The organism is Dactylosporangium sp. CA-052675 (assembly GCF_050947935.1).
Lineage (GTDB): Bacteria > Actinomycetota > Actinomycetes > Mycobacteriales > Micromonosporaceae > Dactylosporangium.
The window spans coordinates 4040899-4065264 of record NZ_CP192010.1 but is presented as its reverse complement, the minus strand read 5'-3'; the positions used below and the strand labels follow the sequence as shown (position 1 = coordinate 4065264).

Sequence of the window (24366 nt, the reverse complement as noted above, 5' to 3'; positions counted from 1 at the left end):
CGGTCGTGGCCGCGCACGAACCCTCGCCGTCCGGCGGTGTCCGGATCGCCGTGACCGCCGCGCCGATCACGCCGCTGGACGTGCTGTGCGCGACCGGGACCTCGTACTTCGGCGCCCCGCCGGTCCCGTACGTCCCCGGGGTCCAGGGCGTCGGAGCGCTGCCCGACGGCACGCCCGTGTGGTTCGCCACCGACGCCGGCATGCGCCCCGGCGACGGGAGCATGGCGCAGTACTGCCACGTGCCCCCGGCGGACATCGTCGAACTGCCCCCGGGCGCCGACCCCGCGCTGGTCGCCGCACTGGGCCTGTCCGCCGTCGCGGCGTGGCAGTCCCTCACCTCGTGCGGCGACCTGCGCACCGGCGAGCAGGTGCTGGTCCTGGGCGGCGGCGGCATCGTCGGGCAGGCGGCGATCCAGATCGCCCGCCTGCTCGGCGCCCGCCGGGTGGTGGCGGCCTGCCGCTCCTCGCAGGCCCGATCCCGCGCCGCCGCCCTGGGCGCGGACGCCGTGGTGCCCCTGCTCGACGACGACACCGTGCCCGGCCTGGCCGCACGGCTGCGCCCGGCGCTGGACGGCCCGCTCGACCTGGTGCTGGACCCGCTGTTCGGCGTGCCGGCCGCGGCGGCGCTGCAGGTGCTGCGCCCGGGCGGCCGCCTGGTCAACCTGGGCGGCTCGGCCGCCCCGACGGCGCCCTTCGACTCGGCCACCCTGCGCAGCGGCTCGCTGCGGATTCTGGGCTACACGAACAACTCCCTGACGAAGCCGGAGCGGGCGGAGACCATGCGCACGATCGCGGCCCACGCCGCGGCGGGCCGCCTGAGCGTCTCCTACGAGGCCGTCCCCCTCTCCGACGCCCCTACCGCCTGGCAGGCCCAGTCCACGGGCTCGGCCTCCTCACGCCTGGTCCTGCTCCCGCGCTGACAGCAGCGAGGCCGCCAGCTCCGGGATGAGCTTGCGGGCGAGCTCGGGCGGCAGCGCGCGCATCGCCCGGCCCTCAGGGGTCTGGCGGATCTTGCCCGCGTACCCTCCGTCGAGCACGGCCTCCAGACGGACCATGACATCCCAGAACTCGTCCGAGAAGATCCGCTTGACCTGGATCGCGTGCCGCATCGCCAGCATCGCGACGGCCTCGTCCATGCGCTTGCCGCGAAGGTTCAGGACCTCGTTGGCCGTCGCGGCGTCGAGACTCGCGCCGTGCCGGGCCGCCGCACTCAGCGCGAGGCCGTGCAGCGCGCCGGGAATGCGGCTCACGTCGGTGAGGATCGCGAGGCTTTCCGGGGAGGCGTAACCGCACAGCAGCAACTCCGTCAGAGCGCGGGCCATCGCCGGGCCGGGCTGGTCCATGGGGTTCGCGCTGTCGAACAGCACGGTGCGCCCCACGGCGAGCTGCATCGCCCGGGCCTCGGCCAGAGCCGCGATCTCCACCATGTCCTCCCAGTAGCCGGCGGACGAGCGCCACGCCGCCGTCGGCCGGTCGCCGTCCACCACCCGCAGCGCGCTGATGAACGCGCCCCATCCGGCGGAGGGCTTCAGCACGGCGTCCCACAGGCGGACCTGGTTGGCCCACGACAGGCGGACGTCGGCGTGCGGCGGGCACAGACGGACCACCTCCACCGGCTCGTCGGCCATGGCCAGCCGCAGGGACACGATGTTGGCCGCGTAGGTCGCGATGCGCTGGACGGCCACCCGGCCCGACGGGGCATAGGCGGCGTGGCGGCCCGGGCCCCAGCGGTCCTGCACGATGGTCGCGATGTGCTCCAGCACGCCGGCGACGGCCGCGTCCCCGCGGGCCTGCTCGGCGAAGAGGTCGAGGGCGCGGGAGCCGAATCCCGCCAGCAGCCGCTGGGACAGCAGCGCGAAGAGCAGGTCGTCGTCCCAGGACTGCGACGCCGTGCGCAGCGAGCGGGCGGCGGCCGCGTCCCGCAGCAGCTCGAACGTATGGAAGGCGACGAGATAGTCACCGAACGTGGCGTGCAGGAACTCGTAGCTGCGGCCGCCGGCGCCGCCGTCGGCCTCGGCCGCGACGACGAAGAAGAACCGGCCGATGATGCGGCGCGCCGGATCGAGGGAGCGGCCCAGGTCGCGCCGCTGGACCCCGGTGACCGGGATCGGGCCCGGAAGGGCCAGCAGGTCGGCCTCGAGGTCGCGCTCGGAGAGGTGCTGGCGGCCGCGGTTGAGCATGCCGAAGGCGACCAGGCCGAGCTTCCACAGCTCCGCCTCCCGTCGTTCGTCCTCGGCGAGGCCGGAGGCCTGGTTGTCGGGCCGGGCCAGCTCGCGGCGGATGTAGTCGTCGAGGAGCATGCGGTAGAGCCCGGCGGACGTACCGTCGGCAGGCAGCTCCCGCTCGGCGGCCACGATCGCCAGGAGCAGCAGCAACAGCGGCTGCCGGGCCAGGTCGCCGTAGCCCCGCAGCGCGTCGGCCGCGACCGGGCGCACCTGACCGGCCGCGACGCCGGGCTCGTTCGCCTCGGCCCACCGCTCGGCCCAGGCGTCGATCTGCTCGTCGGTGAACTCCTCCAGCCGCACCACGAGGCAGCCCTCCGGGATCGCGGCCAGGTCGGCGACGAGCGTGCGGGAGGTGACGATGACGGCGACCGGGCCGTCGACGGCCGCCTCGGTGCGCTGGAAGTCCATCACGTTGCGCAGGTAGCGCGACTCCGTGGCCCCGGTGGCCTGCATCAGCTCGTCGAGGCCGTCGATCAGCACGACCCGCACCGCGGGGCCGCCGGACTCGCACAGCGTCCGCCACTCCGCCTGGTCGTGGGTGGCCTCGCGCAGGACGTCGTCGATCTGGCGGTACACCCCGGCCGTCGGGTCGGGAACGTCCCGCAGCGGCACCCGGACGGTCACGAACGCGTCGAGCCGCGCCGCGCAGACCTTCGTGAACAGGCTCTTGCCGCTGCCCGGGTGGCCGAGCACGACCATCGGCCGCTCGGCGGCGGCGGGCGACACGACGTGGGCCGCGACGAATCCGGCGAGGTCGGACCCCAAGGGCTGCCGGCTCCACCAGTCCTCGTGGGCGGGGAGCGACGCCGGGCCCATGACCGCCCAGCGGAACTGCGGCTCGATGTACCCGCGCTCGACGCTCGGCACCCGCACGGCCGTGATGTCGCCCGTCGCCTCCTCGAGATCGACGATGGGGGCGGCGAGCACGGCGCGATGGAGGCCGCGCAGCGCCGGCCGGGCGGCCTTGGCCGGGGCGGCGAGGAACCGGGTCAGCTCCTCGATCCGCCGCAGGGCGTTCTGTTCGGCGAGATGCTCGCCGAACTCGGCCCAGATCCGCAGCTCCGGCACCTCCGCGGCGAGGCCGAGGTAGTCGGCGCGGTATCGCCGGACCGCGCGTTCGACGATGTCCCCCGTGATGGTCGAACCGCTTCCCGGGGAGAATGCCCGGAGCCCGGCGAAGAACGTGCGGCACCGGCCGGCCAGGTCCACGTAGTACGGCCTGATCCCGCCTTCCAGGTTCGCCTCGAAGCCGCGACCGGACCACGGCAGGTCGATGCGCGTCCACAACAACCCGTCGACCGCGCGCCGCAGCTGCCCGTGATGGGTCGAGCTCGCGCTCAGGCGCTCGATGTCGGCCCCGGTCAGCTCCAGCTCGTCGTACATGGGGCCGAGCACGTCGCGCAGCGCGGCGAAGAACGCGCCCACCGTCAGGGCCGCGTGCGTGGCCGCGAGCAGTTCGTGCCGCTGCCGGCCGGAGGACTTGCGCAGCTTCGCGCGGCCCTTGCGCACCAGATCGTCCATCCGGTCGACGAGCTCGTTCTTCTGGTCGATCCAGCCCCACGCCGCGAGCAGCCACGGCTGGCCCGTCGCCAGACCGATCGGCCCGGCGGCGAGGATCCCGGCACCGAGCAGCTTGTCGAGTATCTTGATCGTCGCCGAACGCTTCCCCAGCAGGATCTCGCGCGCATCGCCCAGGGTGTCCGCGGACCGGGTCATGCCGCTCGATCCTAGCGGCCCGGGAGCCGGACTCCATGGGCCTGCCGGTCGGAATCGCCGGACCACGCGTCCACTGTGGACCCGGTTGGGCGGTGGGTCAGCGCACGCCCTGGACGGTCAGGGTCACGCCGCCGAGGGTGATCACGTCGCCGGGGTTCACGGCCACGGGCCCGGTCACCGGGCGGTCGTTGAGCAGCGTGCCGTTCGTCGAGCCGAGGTCCGTCAGCACCACCGTCCTGCCGTCGTACCGCAGCGCCGCGTGCCGCCGCGAGACGCCCTCGTCGCGCACGCGCAGGTCGACCTGGCGGCCGCGGCCGATGACGGTCTCGCCGGCCTGGACGGTGTACCGCCGGCCGTCGTCGATGAGCAGCGTGACCCCGCGCCCGGCCTCGTCCTCGCGGCGGGTCCGGGCCTTGCGGACGTCAGCGATGATCTTGAACGAGCCCGGCGGGACGGTGTCGTCGGGCTGCAGCTCCACGACCACCTCGTCGGCGACGCCCCAGCGCTGCTCGGCCAGGAACTCGGCCTGCGCCCGAGCCAGCGGCCCGGCCAGCGGCACCAGCCGCGGGTGGTCGCCGGGCGAGACGAGCACGAGGTAGCTGTTGGGCGCCAGCGTCTTGTCGCCGACCTCCGCCTCGCGGTGCATCGCCTCCAGGATCGCCGTCCGCTGCGGCAGACTCATGCCGGGCAGCGTACCCGAGCACACAAATCCGCATGGTCGACAGGAGTCGATGCTCACGATCCATAGGCGTCGCGGGTCAGCGCGATCAGGTCGTCGAGGTGTGCGGGCGGGTCGTCGCGCCACCAGGCCAGCCGGACCTCGATCGGCGGCGCGTCGCTCATCCGGCGGTAGGCCACCCCCGGGCGCGGGTTCTGGTGCGCCGTCGCCTCCGACGTCACGCCGACGGCCTGGTTCGCCGCGATGAGGGTGAGCCACTCGTCCGTGCCCCGCGTCGGGCGCACCGACGCCGGCCCCGCGCCCGCCGGCCAGAGGCCGAGACTCGTGGTGCCCGTCCGATCGTCGATCGCCATCGTGTACCGCGTCAGGTCGGCCAGGCGCACCGTGCGCTTGCGCGCGAGGGTGTGCTCCGTGGCCACGGCCGCGCAGCGGTGCTCGAATCCGACCCCGGCCGTCGCGAACCGCGGATCCTCCAGCGCGCGGCGGAGCACGGCGACGTCGGCGGTACCGTCGGTCAGCCCGGCGGCGAGGCTGTTGTGCTGGACGAACACCAGCGGCACCGCCGGGTGGAGCCCGGACCAGGCCCGCTGGATGCGGCGCGTGTGCCGGCCCATCGCCGCCCAGGCGTAGCCCACCCGCAGCTCGGTGCGCGAACGCTCGACGACCCGCCGCAGGTGCGCGACCTCGTCCAGCACCGCCCGGGCGCGGCTCAGCACCTGGGTGCCCGTCGCGGTCAGGCGCACGTGCCGGGTCGTGCGGTGCAGCAGCCGCGTGCCGAGCGCCGCTTCGAGCGCGGCCACGGACCGCGACACCGCCGCCTGCGACAGCCCGAGCGCCCCGGCCGCGTCGGTGAAGGTGCCGGTCTCGACGACGGCGACGAACGCGCGCAGCTGCCGCAGCTCCAGATCCATGCGTACAGCGTATGAATGGCGCAGCGCACGCATTTCCGCGGCCCCGCTCCCCCGGCCCACAATCATGGTCGTGAGCAGGCTGAACCTCGGCACCGGCGGCGCCCTCGCGACCATGTTCGCCAGCGCGGCCGGCAACCAGGCGGGCGCGGCCCTCGGCGCGCGCGCCTTCCCCGCGATCGGGCCCGCGGGCGTCGTCGCGGTCCGTCAGCTCGTGGCGGCCGCGGTGCTGCTGCCCGTGGCCCGGCCCGACCTGCGGCGATTGACCTGGTCGCAGTGGTGGCCGGCGCTGCTGCTCGGGCTGGTCTTCGCGACGATGAACATCAGCCTGTACACCGCGGTCGACCGCATCGGCCTCGGGCTCGCGGTCACCCTGGAGTTCCTCGGCCCCCTCGCGGTCGCGCTGTGCGGCTCGCGCACGCCGGTCGACCTGGTGTGCGCCGTCGTCGCGGGGATCGGCGTGTACGTGCTCGTCCTGCCCGGCCCGAGCACCGACCTGGCCGGGCTCGGCCTGGGCCTGCTCGCCGGGGCGTGCTGGGCCGCGTACATCCTGCTCAACCGGCTCGTCGGCGCGCGCCTGCCCGGCCTGCAGGGCCCCGCGGTGGGCACGGCGGTCGCGGCGGTGCTCTACCTGCCGGTCGCCGTCGCGCTGACCGTGCAGGGGCGCTGCACCGCGGCCGGGCTGCTCTACGCGCTCGGCGCCGGCGTGCTGTGCTCGGTCGTGCCGTACGCCGCGGACGTCATCGCCCTGCGCCGCGTGCCGCCGCGCTTCTTCGGGCTGTTGCAGAGCGTGCACCCGGTGTTCGCGGCGCTCGCGGGCGCGGCGATCCTGGGCCAGGTCCCCGCCGCGCACGTCTGGGCCGGCATCGTGATCGTGGTGGGCACGAACATGGCGGCCGTGGCGGTCGCCGGCGCCCGCGCGGCATCGGCGCGCGCGACCGCCGTCGCCGGGCCCGGGATCGCCCTGTAGCCCTCAGCGCTCGTCGCCGTCCTCGCGCCCGTGGTCGTGGTGCTCCTCGATCTCGTGCTCGTGCCGCTCGCCCCGCCGGCGGAACATGGCGAAGCCGGGGATGCCGACGATCGCCTGGCGCAGGTCGCGGGTGACGTTGAGCAGCTCGTGGATGTCGGGGCCGACCCGGTCGAGGGTGGCGAGGATCGGCAGGATGTCCGTGTTGAGGTGATGGGCGAGCCGCGGCAGGTCGTCGACCATGCGGATCGCCGCGTCGACCTCCTCGGGCGAGAGGTTCTCGACGAACCGGCGCAGCGCCGGCTCGTAGGCGCCGAGCAGCTCCTGCGCGGTGTCCGCCGCCCGCGCGGCCTGGGCGACGACGGCGTCCGCGTTCGTGGCCGTCTGCTCCGCCTGCGCGACGATCGCGTCGGCGCTCGTGGCCGTCTGACCGGCCTGCTTGACGAGGGCGCCGGCGCTCGCGGCCGTCTCGGCGGCCTGCACGACGATCGCGTCGGCGCTGGCGGCCGTCTCACCGGCCTGCTTGACGAGGGCGTCGGCGCTCACGGCCGTCCGCCCCGCCTGCGCGACCAGGGCATCGGCGCCCGCGGCCGTCCGCCCCGCCTGCGCGACCAGGGCATCGGCGCTCGCGGCGATCTGCCGGACCCGACCGATCGCCTCGTCGGCCGCGTCGAGGGTCGCGGTGGCGCGGGCCAGGAGCAGTTCGGCGCCGCCGACCAGGCGCACCACCCGCCCGGGCAGCGCGACGACGGCCGCGGCGGTCCCGGCGGCCGTGCCCGCGGCGGACAGGGCGAGGTCGACGACGTGCGACAAACGCTGCAGGGGCATACGTCCATCTTGCCCACTGCGGGCCCTCGAGATGCAGGTCTAGCATCGCCGGAGTGAGCTTCGAGGTGCAGGCGGACGCCTACGGGCGGTTCATGGGGCGGTACTCGGTCCCCCTCGCGACACGGTTCGCCGACCTTGCCGGCGTCTCGGCGGGGCAGCGCGCGCTCGATGTCGGCTGCGGCACCGGGGCGCTCACGGCCGAGCTCGTCCAGCGGCTCGGGGCCGCGTCCGTCTCCGCCGTCGATCCGTCCGAGTCGTTCGTGGCCACGGCCCGCGAGCGCTTCCCCGACGCCGATGTGCGCCGCGGGGCGGCGGAGCGGCTGCCCTTCGCCGACGGAACCTTCGACCTCGCGCTCGCCCAGCTCGTCGTGCACTTCATGGCCGACCCCGTCGCCGGGCTGCGCGAGATGGCCCGCGTCACCCGGCCCGGCGGCCTGGTGGCCGCGTGCGTCTGGGACCACGCCGGCGGCGCCGGCCCGCTGGCCGTGTTCTGGCGCGCCGCGCTGGAGCTCGACCCGGCCGCCCGCGACGAGTCCGGCCTCGCCGGGGCGCGCGAGGGCCACCTGGCCGAGCTCTTCGGCGCGGCCGGCCTGCGGGACCTCGAACCGGCCGAGCTGACGGTGCGCACGACCTTCGCCGGCTTCGACGCGTGGTGGGAGCCGTTCACGCTCGGTGTCGGGCCGGCCGGCGACTACGTGCGCACGCTGGACGCGCCGCGCCGCGAGGCCCTGCGCGAGCGCTGCGCGACGCTGCTGCCCGCGAGCGGCCCGATCGAGGTCACCGCGATGGCGTGGACGGTCCTCGGCCGCACGGTTTCGCCGGTCTGACGGCGGGTAGCGCACCGCCCGTGACGACCTTTCCCGTAGGCGGCCTCGACCTGGGTGCGGCCGGAAGGTTCAGGGCCGGGCGGCTGGACGCCGCCGACGAGGCGGCGCTCGCCGGGCAGGTGGCATACTTCGTCGGGCAGTCCGAGCCGCCGTGCACGCCCATCGCCTCCTGCCTGCAGCACATCATGGAGCACGTCGGCGGCGACGAGGCGCTGCTCGCCTGGCTCGACCAGTTCCCCGGCCGGCCCCGGCTCGTGACCCGGGCGCTCGAGCTCGTGGGGCTGCTGGACCGCTACGGCGACCGCCTCCCGCTCGTCGCCGCCCTGCGTCAGCGCCGCGTCCACACCCCGGACCCGCCGGCGCTCGCCGCATGCCTCCCACCCGAGATCGACGAGTCCACGCTGTCGAGCCTCGGCGGCGAGATCAAGGCCCGCCTCGGCGACGACGACCCGACGGAGGCGGCGCACCTGGCGCTGGACACGGCGCGGCTGCTGGCCGACCTCGCGCCCGCCATGCACGCCGTGCCGGGCCTCGGCGAGCTCGAACCGCTCGCCGTCGAGTCCGTGCGGGCGCTGGAGACCGTGCAGCTGGCGGTGCAGCGGCGCGAGGAATCCTAGACTCCGCCCTGGAACTCGGCCGCGTGGTCGCGCGCCCACTGGGCGAACGACGCCGGGCGGCGCCCCGTCACGCGCGTGAAGGTGCCGGTCACCGGCGAGCCGCCCGGCTCCAGGGCGTGCCGCACGAACTCGAGGATCGCCGCGGCCGTCGCGGCGTCCGTGAAGGCCGCGAACGCCGCCCGCGCCGCGGCCGGGGTCAGCTCCTCGATGCGGATCGGGCGGCCGGCGGCGGCGGCGATCGCGCGGACCTGCTCGTGCCGGGTCAGCGCGTCCGGGCCGGTGAGCAGGTCGCTCACGCCGGGCGTGGACGGGTCGCGCAGGGCCGCGACGGCGACCGCGGCGATGTCGCGCTCGTGGATCGGGGCCGTCGCCGCGGCCGGGTGCGCCACGCGCACGACGCCCTCCGCGCGGATCGAGCGCGCCCAGGCCAGGGCATTGTTCGCGAGCACCAGCGGGCGGATCGGCACGCAGCCGGGCAGGGCCGCCTCGACCTCGCGGTGCTCCCGCGCGATGGCGTTGGTCGCGGTCCAGGGCAGCAGCACGCTGCCCGAGGAGAGCAGGACCACGTGTTCGACGCCGGCCGCGGCCACCGCGGCGGCGAAGGGGGCCGGGTCCGCGGGCAGGGCGTAGACGAAGACCCGGCGCACCCCGTCCAGCGCGGGCCCCAGCGTCTCGGGGCGGGTGAGGTCGGCTCGCACGACCGGTACACCGGCCGGAAGCTCGCCGGCCGTGGACAGGTGGCGCACGCCGGCGCGGACGGGATCGCCGGCGGTGTGGAGCTGGTCGAGCACGTGGCGGCCGATGGAGCCCCGGGCGCCGATCACCAAGGTCGTCATGGGTACGATCGTGGCGCGGCTTCGGCGCCGTACCACGTCAGCGGGGTTCACATGGCGAAATCCGACCTCGACGAGCTCGATCTGCTCATTCTCCACGCGCTGCAGCTGGACGGGCGGGCGTCGTTCACGCGCCTCGGCGAGGTGCTCGGGGTCTCCGACCAGACCGTCGCGCGGCGGTTCGCGCGGATGCGGGCCGAGAGGCGCGTGCGCGTCACCGGGCGGACCGACCCGGAGCGGGTCGGCGAGGTGTCGTGGTTCGTGCGCATCCAGTGCGTGCCGAGCGTGGCGGTCACCGTCGGCCGGGCGCTCGCGCGGCGGCCGGACACGTCGTGGGTGAAGCTGACCTCGGGCGGCACCGAGATCGTGGGCGTGGTCCGCGCGGCGTCCGAGCGCGACTCCGGGGCGCTGCTACTCGAGCGGCTGCCGAAGACGCCCAACGTCACCGGGGTCACCGCGAACTGCCTGCTGCACGTGTACTTCGGCGGCCCCCAGAGCCTCATCGACGCCCTCGACCCGCGGCAGGTCGCGGCGCTGCGGATGCCGGAGCCGCCGCCCGGCGCGCGGGTCGAGCTCTCCGCCGACGACCGGAGGCTGCTGGAGCTCCTCGCCGCCGACGGGCGGACGGGGTTCACCGAGCTGGCCGCGGCCACCGGCCGGCCGCACACCACCCTACGCCGCCGGGTGCAGGAGCTGCGGGAGTGCGGCGCGCTGTACTTCGACCTCGACATCGACCACCGCGCCCTGCGCCTGCCGATGCAGACGATGCTCTGGCTGTCGGTCGCCCCCGACCGCCTGGCCGAGGCGGGTGCGGCCCTGGCCGCGCACCCCGAGGCCGCGTTCGTGGGCGCCACGACGGGCGCGACGAACCTCTACGCGGCGGTGCTGTGCCCGGATCCGGCGGCGTTCTACCGGTACCTCTCGACGAGCGTCGCCGCGCTGCCCCCGATCCAGCACCTGGAGACGGCCCCGGTGATCCAGACCCTCAAAAGCCTGTAAGCGGCCACGCCGCGCGTCGTTCGGCTGGATCATGGCTTCATGGTGGAGTCCCACGGGGCGTCCGCCCGGCAGCGGATCGGCATCGGCTGGCCGCTGACCGCGGGCGTGGCGCTCGGCATCGCCGCCTTCTGCGCCGATCTCGTCGACGGCACCCTGCGCGCGGTCCTGCAGTTCGGGGCCAGCACCGGCTTCGCCTGGGGCTGCGCCGCGTTCGCCGCGGCGTACCCGGCCCGCACGCGGCGCGGGGCGGCGGCCGCGGCGGTCATCGTGCTGTGCACCGCGACCGGCTGCTACTACTGGCTCAACCTGCCCGGCGGCCTGCGCCCGGGCGGGGAGTTCGGGCCGCTGCTGCGCGCCTTCGGCTACTGGATGCTGCTGTCCGTCGCCGGCGGCGCCCCGCTCGGCGCGCTCGCCCACGCGGTGCGCGCCGACGGGGCCCGCCGCGCCGCGATCGCCGCCGGCATCGCGTGCGGGCTGCTCGCCGGGGCCGGGATCGCGATCGTCGCCGCGCCGCTGTTCACCGGCGGCGCGGTCCGCGGCGGGCCGGCCTCGGGCGCGCTGCAGGCCGCGGCGGGCATCACGGTGGCCACCTGGTCCTTCGCCCGCCGCCGGGGGCCGCGGGCGTGGCCGCTCTACGGGATCGCCGCGCTCGCCGCGTGCACCGCGGGGGCCCTGGCGTGGAGCGCCGTGGAGGCCGTGCCCGTGATGGGCTTCTAGGACACGCGCTCTCACCTCGCCCGCGCGCGGCGCGAGTCTCATCGCGGCAGTCTCAGCCGTAGCAGCGCCCCGCCGGCCGGGGACTCCCCGACCGTCAGCGTGCCACCGTGCGCGGTCACGATGTCCCGGGCGACGGGCAGCTCATCGCCCGCGCACGGCGCGAGTCTCATCGCGGCAGTCTCAGCCGTAGCAGCGCCCCGCCGGCCGGGGACTCCTCGACCGTCAGCGTGCCCCCGTGCGCGGTCACGATGTCCCGGGCGATGGGCAGCCCGAGCCCGGTCCCGCCGCCGGTGCGCGAGCGGTCCTCGTCGAGGCGGACGAACCGGTCGAAGACCCGGTCCCGGTCCGCGGGGGCGATGCCCGGCCCGTCGTCGGACACCGTGATTTCAGCGGTACCGTCCCGAGCCTCCACCGTCACCTCCACCGCCCGCCGAGCGTGCCGGGCCGCGTTGTCGAGCAGGTTGCGCAGCACGCGCTGCAGGTGGTGCGGGTCGCCGCTCACCCGCACGGGGGCCGAGCGCGCGGTGACCCGCAGCCCGGGCCGCTCGGCGGTGAGCCGCTCGCGCTCCAGGTAGACCAGATCGTCGAGGTCGACGTCCTCCCGCCGCAGCTGCAGCCCCTTCTCGTCCACCCGCGCCAGCAGCAGCAGGTCGGAGATGAGCCGGGCCATCCGGTCGCTCTCCCGCCGCATCCGCACCACGTGCGGCCCGTCCCCGAGCAGGTCCAGGCCCGCGAGCACGGTGGACAGCGGGCTGCGCAGCTCGTGCGAGGCGTCGGCCACGAACCGGCGCTGCGCCGCGGTCGCGGACTCGATGCGGTCGAGCATCCCGTTCATGGTCGCGGCGAGCGCGGCGATCTCGTCACCGGTCGGCGGTACGGGCAGCCGCGTGTGCAGGTTCCGCCCCGTGATCGTCTCGGCCTGCCGCCGCATGGCGTCGACCGGCCGCAGGGAGCGCCCGACGAACAGGAACGTCGCGACCCCCACGATCACCGTCAGCAGCGGCAGCCCGACGGCCAGGGCTCCGATCGCGGCCTCGGTGCCGTCGTCGATCTCGTCGATGGACTGCCCCACGAGCACCGTGCGCGGCCCCGCGTCCGAGTCGACCCCGAGGGCGGTGATCCGGAAGTACTCGTCGTGCGCCACCGCCAGCCGGCGCTGCTCCCGCCTGGTCTGCCCCGGCTGCGGGCGCAGCGAGGAGATCGGCTGGGCCCCGGCGATGAGCGCGGAGGCGCGCAGGACCCGGCCGTCGGCGCCGAGCACCTGCACGACGGTGCGGTCCCGCAGCGACGGCCGCATGACGGCGGCGAGCGCGGCGTCGTCGTCGAGCGCACCGGCCACCTGGGCGGCCCGGTCGCTCGTATCCTGGTCGACGTTGCCGGTGAGGATGAGCCGCGCGGCGACGACGAACGCGACGCCGGTGAGCACGGACGCGACGGCGACGACGACGGAGGCGGCGAGCGCGGAGCGCATGCGCACCCCGAGCCGCTGCCGAATCCGCCCCGCGAGCCCCGCCACGCGCCCGACGCTACCCCGGGCCGCGTACGGCTCCGCGCATCGGCTCCCGCACCGCGCTGCCCGCCTGCCGCCGCGTATCGCTCGACCTGTGGGCGTCTGCGTTCTCGCGCTCGGCTCCCACGCCGCCCGGCCTGGTCGCCTCCTCGCGCACGGCTGCCGGTGACCGCTGCGGAACCGGCCGTCCGAGCGCAGCTGGGCGGCGACCAGCTTCGGCCGACCGCGGCGGACGGCGACTACCTTCGGCCGACTGCGGCGGACGGCGACCGGCTTGGGCCGAGCGCGGCGGACGGCGACTACCTTCGGCCGACTACGGCGGACGGCGACCGGCTTGGGCCGAGCACGGCGGACGGCGACTACCTTCGGCCGACTACGGCGGACGGCGACCGGCTTGGGCCGAGTGCGGAATCGATCAGCTGAGCACGGCGGACGGCGAGCGGCGAGCGGTCGCCGGTGGCGCGTCCTGCTGCACCGGGACGCCGATGCGCATCGCGACGGCCGGGTTGCCGACCCCGCCGAGCAGCCCCCGCAGCGCGTTGCGCACGCCGGCGACCTCGACGACCTCGCTGATCGGCGACGCGGCCAGCCCGCGCGCGGTGAGCGTCAGCCACACGTCGGAGAGCGCTTCTCCGGCCGCCAGCCAGTCCCGGGCCTCGTCACCGTCGGTAACGAAGATCGCGTACACCGTGCCCCGGTCGCTCCCCGGCCCGGCCGCCAGCCCCGCCTTGAGCGCGAAGTCCCGCGGCGCGACCGTGCGCCGGGTGGTCGCCACCACACTGTGCGTCGTGACCCCGTCCCCGTGCGCCCGGTTGGTCCAGGTCCGCAGGTCGGCCCGGAACCGCGGATCGTCCCGCTCGACCTCCCCGGCGTGGGCGACCGCGCCCGCGAACGCCGTGACCTGGTCGTCCCGCACGATCTGCAGGTGTACCCCGTGCCGCCCCGCCGCCGCCCGCAGCTCGTCCAGCACCGCGTCGGCGGGCCGCTCGTCGCCGAACGGCCGCCGGTCGGTGTGCCGCCACTCGATCGCCGCGGCCAGCTCGGCGTCACGCACTCGGTCGCCACCGCCAACACCCGCCGCGTCGCCACCGCGCACACCCACCGCGTCGCCACCGCCCACACCCACCGCCGCCGTGTCACCGTTGCGGCCCGAGGCTCCGACGGCCGCCCCCAGCGCATCGGGTGCCGCATTGCCGCGGCCGCGGTCGCCGGCGCTCGCATCCCCTGCCGGGCCGGCGCTCGCGTTCACCGCCGGGCCGTGGCCGGGCAGAGCCGGGCCGCGCCCGAACCGCGCGACGAGATCGGGCCGGGCCGCGTCGGGGAGCCGGTCGACGGCCGCCTCGTACCCGGCCGCGTGCAGCGTCACGACCGCGTGGTGCAGCGCGGCGCCGCAGCTGAGCGTGAGCAGCCGCCCGTCGGGGTCCAGCCCGCTGAGCTGCCGGGACCGGTCGGCCCACAGCTCGGCGTGGTCCCCGGCCAGCCGCCACCGCCAGGGCTGGCTGTTGAGGATCGAGGGGGCCCGCAGCGCCGCGACGGACGCCTCGGCCACGAGATCGAGCTCGGCGCGAAGGTTGTGGTTCATGGCGGTCTCCTCAGGCGGGGCGCTGTGCGGTGTTCATCCAACGGTCGCCCCGGACCCGCGCCGCCGGGCAGGGCCGGAAGTCACTGATTCCCCGGGACCTCCCGGCGCCTTGCCCGTTTTCATCCCGCTCTGGACAGATTCGTCCCGGTGAGCTCGAAGCCGTTGACCAGGTCGCAGTCGATGCCGATCACGCAGTTCATCGGCTCGTCGACCCAGGGCCGCAGCGCCTCCTCGTAGCGCCGCAGCCGCTCCTCGTCCAGGACCAGCCGCGCGGTCCCGGTCACCACGACGCTCCAGCCGGCGTGCGTGCCGGCGTCGATCTCGTCGGCCTCGTACGCGACCACGAGCGACCCGTGCGCCGTCGCGGCCGACGCCAGCCCGCCGCCGAGGTTGCCGCGGATCACGATCGTCTCGCCGTCGAGCAGGTGGTTGACCGGCCGGATCGCGGGCAGCGCCCGGTCGGTGAACACCACGCGCCCCACGGCCACCGAGCCGAGCAGTTCAAGACACCGCCGCCGCCCCAGCGAGCGCATCGACCCCATCACCATCACCTCCGTCCGAATCCACAGGCGCCCCGGGCGAGCCCCCGCCCGCCGACGCCGCAACCGCCCCGCGCGAGTCCCGGCCCGCCGACGCCACAACCGCCCCGCGCGAGTCCCGGCCCGCCGACGCCACGACCGCGCCGCACGAGCCCCCGCCCGCCGAAGCCAGGACCGCCCCACGGGAGTCCCCGCCCGCCGACGCCACGACCGCGCCGCGCGCGCCCTCGCCCGCCGACGCCACGACCGCGCCGCACGAGCCCCCGCTTGCCGGAGCCGCCGGCCGGCGGTCCGTCGACGCCGCGGCCAGCGAGGCGGCGTTCGGCGAGGCGGCGTTCGGGTGCAGGGTGATGACCGAGTCCACGTAGTCGGGGGCGTCCGTGCGGTGCGTGATCAGCAGCACGGTCCGGCCCCGGGTCGCGGCCATCAGGTCCCGCAGGAGCGCGACCGCGTTCTCCTCGTCGAGGTGCTCGGTGGGCTCGTCGAGCACGAGCACCGGGAAGTCCGCGAGCAGGGCCCGCGCGAGCGCGATGCGCCGCCGCTGGCCGCCCGACACCGCGACGCCGTGCTCGCCGACGCCCGTCGCGAGGCCGTCGGGCAGTCCCCGCACCCACTCCGTGAGCCGCGCCCGCCGCAGCACGGAAGCCAGCTCGGCCTCGGTGGCGTCGGGCTTGCCGATGCGGAGGTTCGCCTCGATCGTGCTGTCGAAGAGGTAGGCGTCGTCGCCGAGGTACCCGACGATCCGCCGCACGTCGTCCCCCCGCGCGTCGCGCAGATCGACCCCGCCGAGCGTGATCCGTCCCGCGCAGGGGTCGAGCCACCGCACGAGCAGCGAGGCGATCGTCGACTTCCCGGAGCCGCTGGGCCCGGTGAGCGCGACCCGCGCCCCGGGCTCCAGCACGAACGAGACGTCCCGCACGACCGGCCGCCCCGGCACCCACTGCGCCGCCACACCCTCGACACGCACGACCGGCACATCGACATCCCGCACATCGGCGCCCAGCACATCGGCGTCCAGCTCGGCGTCCAGCCCATCGGCGTCCAGCTCATCAATGTCCGGCACAACACCATTCGGCCCATCGACGTCCGGCCCGACGGCGGTCGGCACGACACCGTCTGACGCGGCGACACGGGCGGCGGCGGCGACCGGCGTCGCGGCCGCGGCCACCGCGGCGGGCCGCAGCGCGACCGGCGTCAGCGGATCGGGGGCCGGGTCGGGCGCCGCCGCCACCTCGGCGAGGCGGCGCAGGGCGGTGCGGGCCGCGGCGAGGTGCTGGGCGGCCGGCGGCACCGCGCCGACGATCTCGAAGACGGCCAGCGGGGTCAGCACGACCACGGCCAGGAGCTCGCCGTGCAGGGTGCCGCCCCGCACGGCCAGGGCGCCCGCGATCAGGGCCGCCAGCACGGCCAGGCCGGTGCACAGGGCGGTCACCGCCGCCGACACGCCCGTCGCGGCGCTCGATCGGCGGGCGGCGGTCAGCAGCTCGCGGTCGGTGCGGTCCAGGGCGGCCAGGGCGTCGCCGACCGCGCCGGCCGCGATCAGGTCCGGCAGTCCCTGCACGAGGTCCACGGTGCCGGCCGCGAGCGTGCCGCGCAGCGGGGCCAGGCGGGCGTCGGCCCGGCGGACGAGGGCGGCCTGCAGCAGCGGTACCCCCACGCCGACCACCAGCACGCCCGCCGCCAGCGCCAGGCCGGCCGCGGGCAGCAGCGACCACACGAGCAGCACGGACGCGAGCCCGGTGACGGCGGCCACGGCGATCGGCAGCGCGACGCGCACGACCAGGTCGACGATCGACTCGACGTCGTCGACGAGCCGGGCCGCGAGGTCGCCGCGGCGGAACCCGGCCAGCCCGGCCGGGGCGAGCCGCTCGAGGCGCCGGAACACCCGCACCCGCAGCTCCCCCAGCACCCGCAGCGCGCCGTCGTGCCCGGTGACGCGCTCGACGTAGCGCAGCACGCCCCGCCCGATCCCGAACGCCCGCACGGCGACGATCGCCACCATGAGGTGCAGCACCGGCGGGTGCACGGCCGCGCGGGAGATGAGCCACGCCGACGTCGCCGTCAGCCCGACCGCGCAGGCCGCAGCCGCGACCCCGGCCACGAGCGCCACGAACAGCCTGCCCGCCGCCGGGCGCAGCAGTGCCAGCCGGCTCATCGGGCCACCTCCGCCCCGGCCGGGAGCGCGATGGCCCGGTCGGCCGCGGCGACCAGCGCCGGGCGGTGCGCGGCCATGATGACGGTGCGGCCCGCGGCGTGTGCCCGGATCGCGGCGAGCAGGTCGGCCTCCGTCTCCGGGTCCAGGCCGGCCGTCGGCTCGTCCAGCAGCACGAGCGGCGCGTCGCGCAGGAACACCCGGGCCAGGGCGATGCGCTGGCGCTGGCCGGCCGAGAGCCCCGCCCCGTCGTCGCCCAGCGGCGTGTCGAACCCGTCCGGCAGCGCCTCGATGAACCCGAGCGCGCCGGCCTCGGCCGCGGCGGCGCGCAACGCGGCGAGCGACACGTCCCCGGCGCCGAGGCGGATGTTGTCGGCGATGGTGCCCGCGCCGAGCCAGGGCCGCTGCGGCAGCCAGGCCACCCGGCGCCGCCAGGCGTCCAGGTCGGCGGCGGCCAGGTCGGTGCCGCCGACGGTCACGGTGCCGGCGGACGGCGTCGCGAACCCCATCAGCACCGACAGCAGCGTCGACTTGCCGCACCCGCTCGGCCCGGTCAGCGCCACCAGCTCCCCGGGCGCGACGGTGGCCGAGAACGGTGGCAGCGCCGGACGGCCCGGGTAGGTGACCACGACCCGGTCGAACACCACCGGCGCGGGCGGAGGCACCGAGGCCCCGGCCGCGGGAAGGGGCGTCTGCAGGATCGCGAAGGCCTCCGTCGCCGCGGCCAGGCCCTCGGCGCTCGCGTGGTAGTTGGCCCCGACCTGGCGCAGGGGCAGGTAGGCCTCGGGGGCCAGGATCAGCACCAGCAGCGCGGTGGCCAGGCCGAGGTCGCCGTCGACCAGGCGCAGGCCGATGCCGACCGCGACCAGCGCGACCGACAGCGTCGAGAGCAGCTCCAGCACCAGCGACGACAGCAGCGCCACCCGCAGCGTGCGCATGGTGACGCGGCGCTGTTCGGCGCTGATCCGCGCGATGACGGCGGCCTGGCGCTTGGCCCGGCCGAAGACGCGCAGGGTCGGCAGGCCCGCCACGACGTCGAGGAAGTGGTGCGACAGGCGGGTCAGCAGCCGGAACTGGCGCCGGTTGGCCGCCTCCGTGTGCAGGCCCACGAGGGCCATGAAGACCGGGATCAGCGGCAGCGTGAGCGCCACAGTGCCGGCCGCGACCAGGTCGGCCGGGGCGAGGCGGGCCAGCACGATGACCGGCACCAGCACGCCGAGGACGAGCTGCGGCAGGTACTTCGCGAAGTACGCGTCCAGCGCGTCGAGCCCCCGCGTGGCCAGGGTCGCGAGGCGCCCGCTGGGCGGGGCCGCGGCCGGCCCGAGCGCGGCGGCGTGGGCCAGCAGCCGGGCCCGCAGCTCCCGCTTGACCGCGGCCGCGGCCCGGGTCGCGGCCGCCTGCTGGGCCCAGGCGACCGCCGCGCGCAGCACGACCACCGCGGCGAGCCCGGCCAGCACCGGCCCGATCGCGCGGACGTCGGCGCCGTGCAGATACACCCGCGTGATCGCCTCGGCGAGCAGGGTCGCCTGGGCGACGACGAGCCCGGCCAGGGCCACGCCCAGGGCGACCGACAGCACCAGGAAGGCGCGCGTCGCCCGGGCGTAGCGCAGCAGCCGCGGGTCCAGGGGCCGCATCAGTGCCCGCCGGCCGGGATGTGCTCGACGGTCAGCCGGCGCCGGAACACCCAGTAGGTCCACGCCTGGTAGACCAGCACGATCGGGGTGAAGCACACCGCGACCCAGGTCATGACCTTCAGCGTGTAGGGCGTCGAGGCCGCGTTGGTCGTCGTGAGGGAGTCGCCGCCCACGAGCGTCGTCGGCATCACGTCGGGGAAGAGCGTCACGAACAGCGCGGCGACGGCGAGCACGATGGTCGCCCCGGTGGCGATGAACGCCCAGCCCTCGCGGCGCGCCCGGGCCGCGAGCACGCCCCCGGCCAGCGCCACCGCGGCCGCGCCGGACAGCACCCAGCCCCACGCGTCGGCGTGGGTCAGCTGGGTCCACAGCAGGAACGCGGCGGCGATGACGGCCGCCGGCACCGCGATCCGCACGGCGAGCTTGCCGGCCCGCTCGCGCATCTCCCCGTCGGTCTTCAGCGCCAGGAACACGGCCCCGTGCAGCAGGAACAGCGTCAGGGTGGTGAGCCCACCGAGCAGCGCGTAGGGGTTGAGGAGGTTGAAGAAGCCGCCGACGTATTCGTGCTCGGCGCTGATCGGCACCCCGCGCACGATGTTGCCGAACGCGACACCCCACAGCACCGCGGGCACCAGGCTGCCGCCGATGATGGCGGCGTCCCACCAGCGCTTCCACTGTGGACTGTCGGACTTCCCGCGGTACTCGAACGCGAGCCCCCGCAGGATGAGCGCGACGAGGATCAGCAGCAGCGGCAGGTAGAAGCCGGAGAAGAGCGTCGCGTACCACTCCGGGAACGCGGCGAACGTGGCCCCGCCGGCGACGATGAGCCACACCTCGTTGCCGTCCCAGACGGGCCCGATGGTGTTGATGAGCAGCCGGCGCTCGCGGTCGTCGCGGCCCAGCACGGGCAGCAGCAGGCCCACGCCGAAGTCGAAGCCCTCGAGCAGGAAATACCCGGCCCAGAGCACGGCGATGAGGATGAACCAGACGGTGGTGAGCTCCATGAGCGATGCCTCCCTTCGCTAGATCCGGAACGGCTCAGTACGCGAACGCGAGCGGGCGGTCGGGGTCATCCTCGTCGTCGGGTACGACAATTTCGGGCGCGCCCGCCTTGGCGTACCGCAGCATGAGCACGAGCTCGATGACCGCCAGCCCGCCGTACAGCAGGGTGAGCAGGATGACCGAGAACGCGGCCTGGCTCGTGGCCACCGACGGCGACACGCTGTCGGCGGTCTTGAACAGCCCGAACACCGTCCACGGCTGCCGGCCGACCTCGGTGAAGATCCAGCCGAAGGAGTTGGCCAGCAGCGGCATCGCGACCGTGGACACCGCGGCGAGCCACAGCCAGCGCCCGCCGGGCAACCGCCCCCGGCGGGTGCTCCAGAGCGCGATCAGTGCGACGGCCATCGCGAGCACCCCGAAGCCGATCATGAGCCGGAACGACCAGTACGTGATCGGCACGTAGGGCACGTAGTCGCCCTCGCCGTACTTGCCGGCGTACTGCCGCTGGATGTCGTTGATGCCCTCGACCTCGCCCTGCGGGTCGGCGGTGGCCATGAAGGACAGCAGCGACGGGATGCGCACGCTGTACACCTCCTCGCGCCCGTCCAGGGACCCGATCGTGAAGATCGAGAACGACGCGGGCCGGCTGGTGTCGTAGAGCGCCTCGGCGGCCGCCATCTTCATCGGCTGCTGCTCGGTCATGATCCGGGCCTGCAGGTCGCCGGTGATGAGCACCGCGACCCCGGAGACGAGCACGACCCAGGCCCCGAGCCTCAGGCCGGGCCGGAACACCTCGGTCTGGTTGCGCCGGCGCAGGTGCCAGGCGCTGACGGCCAGCAGCAGCGCGCCGGCGGTCAGGAAGCACGCGGCGAGGGTGTGCGGGAAGGTCACCAGGGCGGTGCTGTTGCCCAGCACGGCCCAGATGTCCGTCAGCTCGGCGCGCCCCCGCTCGGCGTTCATCGTGTACCCCACCGGATGCTGCATCCACGAGTTCGCGGCGAGGATGAAGTACGCCGAGAGCATGGTGCCGACGGAGGCGAGCCAGATGGTGGCGAGGTGCACCCGCTTCGGCAACCGGTCCCAGCCGAAGATCCACAGCCCGAGGAACGTCGACTCCAGGAAGAACGCGAGCAGGCCCTCGATGGCCAGCGGCGCGCCGAAGATGTCGCCGACGAAGCGCGAGTACGCGCTCCAGTTCATGCCGAACTGGAACTCCTGCACGATGCCGGTGACCACGCCCATCGCGAAGTTGATCAAGAACAGCTTGCCCCAGAACTTCGTGGCGCGCAGGTACCGGTCGTTGCCGGTGCGCACCCACGCGGTCTGCAACCCGGCGACGAGCGCCGAGAGGCCGATCGTGATCGGCACGAAGATGAAGTGGTACACGGTGGTGATCGCGAACTGCCACCGCGCCAGGTCGAGCTTGTCCATGACGCGATTCTGTTTCGTGCCCGGGGGCCCGCGCAGGGCCGAAGGTCATATTCGCGGCGGGACTTTTCCGGGCCGCACCAGGCCGGTGCCGCCGTCGTAGCGGCGGTACACCAGACTGCCCCGCCCCGTCCCGGAATCCGTGAAGAACAGGAACGGCAGCCAGCCCTCGGCCATGCGCGCGGCCGCCGCGTCCGGGCTCAGCACCGGCGGCCGGCGCGGGTTCACCGTCGGCGCCGGGGTTCCGGGCCCCCCGGCCGGGTGCATGCTGCGCTGCCGGGTCAGCTGCAGCCCGGTGGGGCCGGCCCGGTGCACCAGCGCGTCCTCGCCCGTGGCGGCGTCGACGAAGAGGTACGCGTCGTAGTCCATGGCCGCCAGGTGCGCGGCGGCCTGGCAGAAGCTCTGGCGGTACAGCCGCGGGCTCTTGATCCTGGTGATCGCGGGCCGCCCCGGCACGGCGAGCGGGCGGCGCTCCGGGTCGGGCCAGGGCCACGGCTCCCACCGCGTGGACAGGCGGCGCACCTGCCGGTCCAGGCGCGTGGCCCCGGTCGCGATGGCCTCGGCGGGATCGCGCCCGGCGACCTGGATGCGCGCGGGCGCGCCGAAGAGCCGCAGGTTGGCCTGGACGAGCATCGGGCCGCCCGGCACCGCGGCCCCGGTGAGCCGCAGCCGCAGGTCCCCGTCGACCCGGTGCCGGGTGGCGAGCGCGCCGAACAGCGCCTCGGCGGCGGTGCGCTCGTGCGGGCGCAACCCGCGCGCGGTGATGTCCATGCTCCTACGAGGCCACGCGGCGCGGGGCGAGGACAGTGCCGAAGGTCCTTTCTTTCCGGCCCCCGGATTGGGTATGAAGGAGGCATGATCCGCGTCTACCTGCTCGACGACCACGAGGTCGTGCGCTTCGGCCTGCGGGAGCTGCTCGAGCGCGAGGGCGACATCGAGGTCGTCGGCGAGTCCGGCTCGGCCGTCGAGGCCGCGCACCGCATCCCGGCGCTGCGGCCGGACGTCGCCGTGCTCGACGGGCGGCTGCCCGACGGCAGCGGCATCGACGTGTGCCGCGACGTGCGCTCCATCGACGCGAGCATCAACGCGCTGATCCTGACGTCGTACGACGACGACGAGGCCCTGTTCGCGGCGATCATGGCGGGCGCGTCGGGCTACGTGCTCAAGCAGATCCACGGCACCGACCTCGTCGACGCGGTGCGCCGGGTCGCGGCCGGGCAGTCCCTGCTCGACCCCGCCGTGACCGCGCGCGTGCTCGAGCGCATCCGCAACGGCCCCGAGCAGCCCGACGAGTTCAAGCACCTCACCGAGCAGGAGCGCAAGATCCTGCTGCACGTGGCCGAGGGGCTGACGAACCGCGAGATCGCCGAGCGGATGTTCCTGGCCGAGAAGACCGTGAAGAACTACGTCTCCAGCCTGCTGGCGAAGCTGGGGCTGGAGCGGCGGACGCAGGCTGCGGTGCTCGCGTCGCGGTTGCTACAAAAGAAGCCGTGAACTCGCCGCTGCCGCTGCCGGAACTGTCCCGCGTCGACCTCGACGCGCTGCTGCAGGAGTTGCTCACCCGCGTCGGGGAGGTGCAGACCAGCCGCGAGCGGCTGCGCGCGCTGCTCGACGCGGTGGTGGCGATCGGCTCCGACCTCGATCTGCACAGCACGCTGCAGCGCATCGTCGCGGCGGCGTGCACCCTGGCCGGGGCGCGGTACGGCGCGCTGGGCGTGATCGGCTCGGACCGGATGCTGGTGGAGTTCATCAACCACGGCATCTCGCCCGAGCAGCGGGCCGAGATCGGCGATCTGCCCCGCGGCCACGGCGTGCTGGGCCTGCTCATCGACGAGCCGCGCCCGATCCGGCTCAAGGACATCACCCAGCACCCGCGCGCCTACGGGTTCCCGCCCAACCATCCGCCGATGCACAGCTTCCTGGGCCTGCCGGTGCGCATCCGCGACCAGGTGTTCGGCAACCTGTACCTGGCCGAGAAGCACGGCGGCGGGCAGTTCACGCAGGACGACGAGGACCTGGTCGCGGCGCTGTCCGTGGCCGCCGGGGCCGCGATCGACAACGCCCGGCTCTACGCCCAGGCGGAGCGGCGGCAGCGCTGGCTCGGCGCCGCGGCGGAGATCACCGGCGTACTGCTGGGTGAGGTGCGCCGCACCGAGGCCCTCGAGCTCGTCGCCACCCGGGCCCGCGAGGTCGCCGGGGCCGAGCTGGCGATGGTGCTGCTGGCCGCCGAGGACCGGCTCGTGGTGGAGGTGGCGGTCGGCGGCCCGGCGGACGCGGCCGGCTGGTCGATCCCGGTGGCCGGCAGCGACTTCGCGGAGGTGTTGCAGCACCGGCACGTCGCCGTCGTCACCGACCTCGGGGCCGCGGCGAACTGGCCGATCCTGCTGCCGACCGGCACCGCGCTGCTCGTGCCCCTGGCGGTCGGCGGGGTGGCCCTCGGGGCGCTCGTGGTCGCGTTCGGCCGGGAGAGCGCGCCGATCACCGAGGGCCTGGAGCTGGCGATGGTCGAGACGTTCGCGGGGCAGGCGGCCCTCGCCCTCGAACGCGCCCGGGCGCAGGACGAGCGCGAGATGCTCGCCGTCGTCGGCGACCGGGAGCGCATCGCCCGCGACCTGCACGACGTGGTGATCCAGCGGCTGTTCGCGGCCGGGATGCAGCTGCAGGGGGCGGCGTACCGCAGCTCCCAGGACGACGTCCGCGAGCGCATCGGCCGCGTCACCGACGACCTGGACACGACGATCCGGGAGATCCGCGGGGCCATCTTCGAGCTGCGCGGGGCGGCCGGCAACAGTCTGCGCAAGGCGCTGCGGGACCTGGTCGACGAGGCCGAGGACTCGCTCGGCTTCCGCCCGGCGCTGCGCATCGACGGGCCGGTCGACACCGCGGTGCCCGACGCCCAGCGCACGGCGGTGCTGGCGGTGCTGCGCGAGTCGCTGAGCAACATCGCCAAGCACGCTCGGGCCGCGTCCGCGCGGGTCCTCGTCGTCGTGGGCGGCGGCACGCTGAGCCTGACCGTGGAGGACGACGGCGTCGGCCTGCCGGGCGGCTCCCCGGCCGGGCACGGGCTGCCCAACATGCGCGCCCGGGCGGCCGACCTGGGCGGCGAGTGCACGGTGGAGCCGCTGGCGAACCGGGGTACGCGGGTCTCGTGGAAGGTGCCCGTCTGACCCGCGCGGGTTGTTGCACATAGCTGGCAACAACGG

The 24366-nt window shown here is 75.4% G+C and carries 22 protein-coding genes; 8 read left to right on the top strand and 14 right to left on the bottom strand.

Features of this window, described 5'->3' with window-relative positions; genetic code table 11:
* Positions 1–5 precede the first annotated feature (5 nt).
* Positions 6–920, top strand: coding sequence for a quinone oxidoreductase family protein (locus ACQP1P_RS18620; RefSeq protein WP_433087940.1), 915 nt, complete (start codon positions 6–8; stop codon positions 918–920).
* On the opposite strand, the gene ACQP1P_RS18615 is transcribed toward ACQP1P_RS18620, so the two are convergent.
* From ACQP1P_RS18615 to ACQP1P_RS18605, 3 genes are all read right to left on the bottom strand, one after another.
* On the bottom strand, positions 894–3941 hold the full coding sequence (locus ACQP1P_RS18615; RefSeq protein WP_433087939.1) for an NACHT domain-containing protein: 3048 nt from the start codon (positions 3939–3941) through the stop codon (positions 894–896). The genes ACQP1P_RS18620 and ACQP1P_RS18615 overlap by 27 nt on opposite strands.
* 97 nt (positions 3942–4038) lie before the next feature.
* Positions 4039–4623: an FhaA domain-containing protein gene (locus ACQP1P_RS18610; protein WP_433087938.1), complete on the bottom strand. Its 585-nt coding sequence runs from the start codon at positions 4621–4623 to the stop codon at positions 4039–4041.
* Positions 4624–4676: 53 nt separating this feature from the next.
* Complete coding sequence (locus ACQP1P_RS18605; RefSeq protein WP_433087937.1) at positions 4677–5531, bottom strand: LysR family transcriptional regulator; 855 nt, start codon at positions 5529–5531, stop codon at positions 4677–4679.
* Positions 5532–5595: 64 nt separating this feature from the next.
* Between ACQP1P_RS18605 and ACQP1P_RS18600 the strand changes: the two genes are divergently transcribed.
* Positions 5596–6498 (top strand): EamA family transporter, encoded by a 903-nt coding sequence (locus ACQP1P_RS18600; RefSeq protein WP_433087936.1) that lies wholly within the window; start codon positions 5596–5598, stop codon positions 6496–6498.
* 3 nt (positions 6499–6501) lie between these two features.
* Here ACQP1P_RS18600 and ACQP1P_RS18595 read toward each other — a convergent pair whose 3' ends face one another.
* Positions 6502–7323, bottom strand: a complete 822-nt coding sequence (locus ACQP1P_RS18595; RefSeq protein ID WP_433087935.1) for a hypothetical protein — start codon at positions 7321–7323, stop codon at positions 6502–6504.
* 53 nt (positions 7324–7376) lie between these two features.
* On the opposite strand from ACQP1P_RS18595, the gene ACQP1P_RS18590 reads away from it, so the two are divergent.
* Positions 7377–8150, top strand: a complete 774-nt coding sequence (locus tag ACQP1P_RS18590; protein WP_433087934.1) for a class I SAM-dependent methyltransferase — start codon at positions 7377–7379, stop codon at positions 8148–8150.
* 20 nt (positions 8151–8170) lie between these two features.
* Positions 8171–8767, top strand: coding sequence for a hypothetical protein (locus tag ACQP1P_RS18585; RefSeq protein ID WP_433087933.1), 597 nt, complete (start codon positions 8171–8173; stop codon positions 8765–8767).
* Here the strand turns inward: ACQP1P_RS18585 and ACQP1P_RS18580 are convergent.
* The gene (locus ACQP1P_RS18580; protein ID WP_433087932.1) at positions 8764–9603 is read right to left on the bottom strand and encodes an SDR family oxidoreductase; all 840 of its coding nucleotides are present in this window, start codon (positions 9601–9603) and stop codon (positions 8764–8766) included. The genes ACQP1P_RS18585 and ACQP1P_RS18580 overlap by 4 nt on opposite strands.
* Before the next feature lie 51 nt (positions 9604–9654).
* On the opposite strand from ACQP1P_RS18580, the gene ACQP1P_RS18575 reads away from it, so the two are divergent.
* On the top strand, positions 9655–10599 hold the full coding sequence (locus tag ACQP1P_RS18575) for an Lrp/AsnC family transcriptional regulator (protein WP_433087931.1): 945 nt from the start codon (positions 9655–9657) through the stop codon (positions 10597–10599).
* Positions 10600–10638: 39 nt separating this feature from the next.
* Positions 10639–11316 carry a hypothetical protein gene (locus ACQP1P_RS18570; protein WP_433087930.1) on the top strand — a complete coding sequence of 226 codons (678 nt, stop codon included), beginning with the start codon at positions 10639–10641 and terminating at the stop codon, positions 11314–11316.
* A gap of 38 nt (positions 11317–11354) precedes the next feature.
* Here ACQP1P_RS18570 and ACQP1P_RS18565 read toward each other — a convergent pair whose 3' ends face one another.
* The 9 genes from ACQP1P_RS18565 to ACQP1P_RS18525 all read right to left on the bottom strand — a co-directional run bounded on the left by ACQP1P_RS18565 (position 11355) and on the right by ACQP1P_RS18525 (position 21934).
* Positions 11355–11486, bottom strand: a complete 132-nt coding sequence (locus tag ACQP1P_RS18565) for a hypothetical protein (RefSeq protein ID WP_433087929.1) — start codon at positions 11484–11486, stop codon at positions 11355–11357.
* Positions 11483–12832 carry an ATP-binding protein gene (locus ACQP1P_RS18560; protein WP_433087928.1) on the bottom strand — a complete coding sequence of 450 codons (1350 nt, stop codon included), beginning with the start codon at positions 12830–12832 and terminating at the stop codon, positions 11483–11485. The genes ACQP1P_RS18565 and ACQP1P_RS18560 overlap by 4 nt, the downstream gene beginning before the upstream one ends.
* 409 nt (positions 12833–13241) lie before the next feature.
* Positions 13242–14408 carry a hypothetical protein gene (locus ACQP1P_RS18555; RefSeq protein WP_433087927.1) on the bottom strand — a complete coding sequence of 389 codons (1167 nt, stop codon included), beginning with the start codon at positions 14406–14408 and terminating at the stop codon, positions 13242–13244.
* A gap of 119 nt (positions 14409–14527) precedes the next feature.
* Complete coding sequence (locus ACQP1P_RS18550; RefSeq protein WP_433087926.1) at positions 14528–14950, bottom strand: pyridoxamine 5'-phosphate oxidase family protein; 423 nt, start codon at positions 14948–14950, stop codon at positions 14528–14530.
* Positions 14910–17102, bottom strand: coding sequence for an amino acid ABC transporter ATP-binding/permease protein (locus ACQP1P_RS18545; protein ID WP_433087925.1), 2193 nt, complete (start codon positions 17100–17102; stop codon positions 14910–14912). Before ACQP1P_RS18545 ends, ACQP1P_RS18550 begins: the two co-directional genes overlap by 41 nt.
* The gene (gene cydD / locus ACQP1P_RS18540) at positions 17099–18733 is read right to left on the bottom strand and encodes a thiol reductant ABC exporter subunit CydD (protein WP_433087924.1); all 1635 of its coding nucleotides are present in this window, start codon (positions 18731–18733) and stop codon (positions 17099–17101) included. Before cydD ends, ACQP1P_RS18545 begins: the two co-directional genes overlap by 4 nt.
* Entirely contained in the window at positions 18733–19737 is a 1005-nt protein-coding gene (gene cydB, locus ACQP1P_RS18535; protein WP_433087923.1) for a cytochrome d ubiquinol oxidase subunit II, read from the bottom strand. The genes cydD and cydB overlap by 1 nt, the downstream gene beginning before the upstream one ends.
* A 34-nt stretch (positions 19738–19771) precedes the next feature.
* Complete coding sequence (locus ACQP1P_RS18530; RefSeq protein ID WP_433087922.1) at positions 19772–21166, bottom strand: cytochrome ubiquinol oxidase subunit I; 1395 nt, start codon at positions 21164–21166, stop codon at positions 19772–19774.
* Between the two features lie 45 nt (positions 21167–21211).
* Positions 21212–21934: a hypothetical protein gene (locus ACQP1P_RS18525; protein WP_433087921.1), complete on the bottom strand. Its 723-nt coding sequence runs from the start codon at positions 21932–21934 to the stop codon at positions 21212–21214.
* Positions 21935–22018: 84 nt separating this feature from the next.
* Here ACQP1P_RS18525 and ACQP1P_RS18520 point away from each other — a divergent pair, with 84 nt between their 5' ends.
* The gene (locus ACQP1P_RS18520; RefSeq protein ID WP_433087920.1) at positions 22019–22657 is read left to right on the top strand and encodes a response regulator; all 639 of its coding nucleotides are present in this window, start codon (positions 22019–22021) and stop codon (positions 22655–22657) included.
* A 14-nt stretch (positions 22658–22671) separates the two neighbouring features.
* Complete coding sequence (locus ACQP1P_RS18515) at positions 22672–24330, top strand: GAF domain-containing protein (protein ID WP_433090046.1); 1659 nt, start codon at positions 22672–22674, stop codon at positions 24328–24330.
* Positions 24331–24366 lie beyond the last annotated feature (36 nt).

What these genes read in the sequence shown, in the direction of transcription:
- ACQP1P_RS18565 (WP_433087929.1), bottom strand. Translation starts at nt 11,486, where the DNA reads ATGAGACTCGCGCCGTGCGCGGGCGATGAGCTGCCCGTCGCCCGGGAC.
- ACQP1P_RS18570 (WP_433087930.1), top strand. Translation starts at nt 10,639, where the DNA reads ATGGTGGAGTCCCACGGGGCGTCCGCCCGGCAGCGGATCGGCATCGGC.
- ACQP1P_RS18605 (WP_433087937.1), bottom strand. Translation starts at nt 5,531, where the DNA reads ATGGATCTGGAGCTGCGGCAGCTGCGCGCGTTCGTCGCCGTCGTCGAG.
- ACQP1P_RS18530 (WP_433087922.1), bottom strand. Translation starts at nt 21,166, where the DNA reads ATGGACAAGCTCGACCTGGCGCGGTGGCAGTTCGCGATCACCACCGTG.
- ACQP1P_RS18520 (WP_433087920.1), top strand. Translation starts at nt 22,019, where the DNA reads ATGATCCGCGTCTACCTGCTCGACGACCACGAGGTCGTGCGCTTCGGC.
- ACQP1P_RS18525 (WP_433087921.1), bottom strand. Translation starts at nt 21,934, where the DNA reads ATGGACATCACCGCGCGCGGGTTGCGCCCGCACGAGCGCACCGCCGCC.
- cydD (WP_433087924.1), bottom strand. Translation starts at nt 18,733, where the DNA reads ATGCGGCCCCTGGACCCGCGGCTGCTGCGCTACGCCCGGGCGACGCGC.
- ACQP1P_RS18610 (WP_433087938.1), bottom strand. Translation starts at nt 4,623, where the DNA reads ATGAGTCTGCCGCAGCGGACGGCGATCCTGGAGGCGATGCACCGCGAG.
- ACQP1P_RS18615 (WP_433087939.1), bottom strand. Translation starts at nt 3,941, where the DNA reads ATGACCCGGTCCGCGGACACCCTGGGCGATGCGCGCGAGATCCTGCTG.
- ACQP1P_RS18595 (WP_433087935.1), bottom strand. Translation starts at nt 7,323, where the DNA reads ATGCCCCTGCAGCGTTTGTCGCACGTCGTCGACCTCGCCCTGTCCGCC.
- ACQP1P_RS18545 (WP_433087925.1), bottom strand. Translation starts at nt 17,102, where the DNA reads ATGAGCCGGCTGGCACTGCTGCGCCCGGCGGCGGGCAGGCTGTTCGTG.
- cydB (WP_433087923.1), bottom strand. Translation starts at nt 19,737, where the DNA reads ATGGAGCTCACCACCGTCTGGTTCATCCTCATCGCCGTGCTCTGGGCC.
- ACQP1P_RS18580 (WP_433087932.1), bottom strand. Translation starts at nt 9,603, where the DNA reads ATGACGACCTTGGTGATCGGCGCCCGGGGCTCCATCGGCCGCCACGTG.
- ACQP1P_RS18550 (WP_433087926.1), bottom strand. Translation starts at nt 14,950, where the DNA reads ATGGGGTCGATGCGCTCGCTGGGGCGGCGGCGGTGTCTTGAACTGCTC.
- ACQP1P_RS18555 (WP_433087927.1), bottom strand. Translation starts at nt 14,408, where the DNA reads ATGAACCACAACCTTCGCGCCGAGCTCGATCTCGTGGCCGAGGCGTCC.
- ACQP1P_RS18575 (WP_433087931.1), top strand. Translation starts at nt 9,655, where the DNA reads ATGGCGAAATCCGACCTCGACGAGCTCGATCTGCTCATTCTCCACGCG.
- ACQP1P_RS18600 (WP_433087936.1), top strand. Translation starts at nt 5,596, where the DNA reads ATGGTCGTGAGCAGGCTGAACCTCGGCACCGGCGGCGCCCTCGCGACC.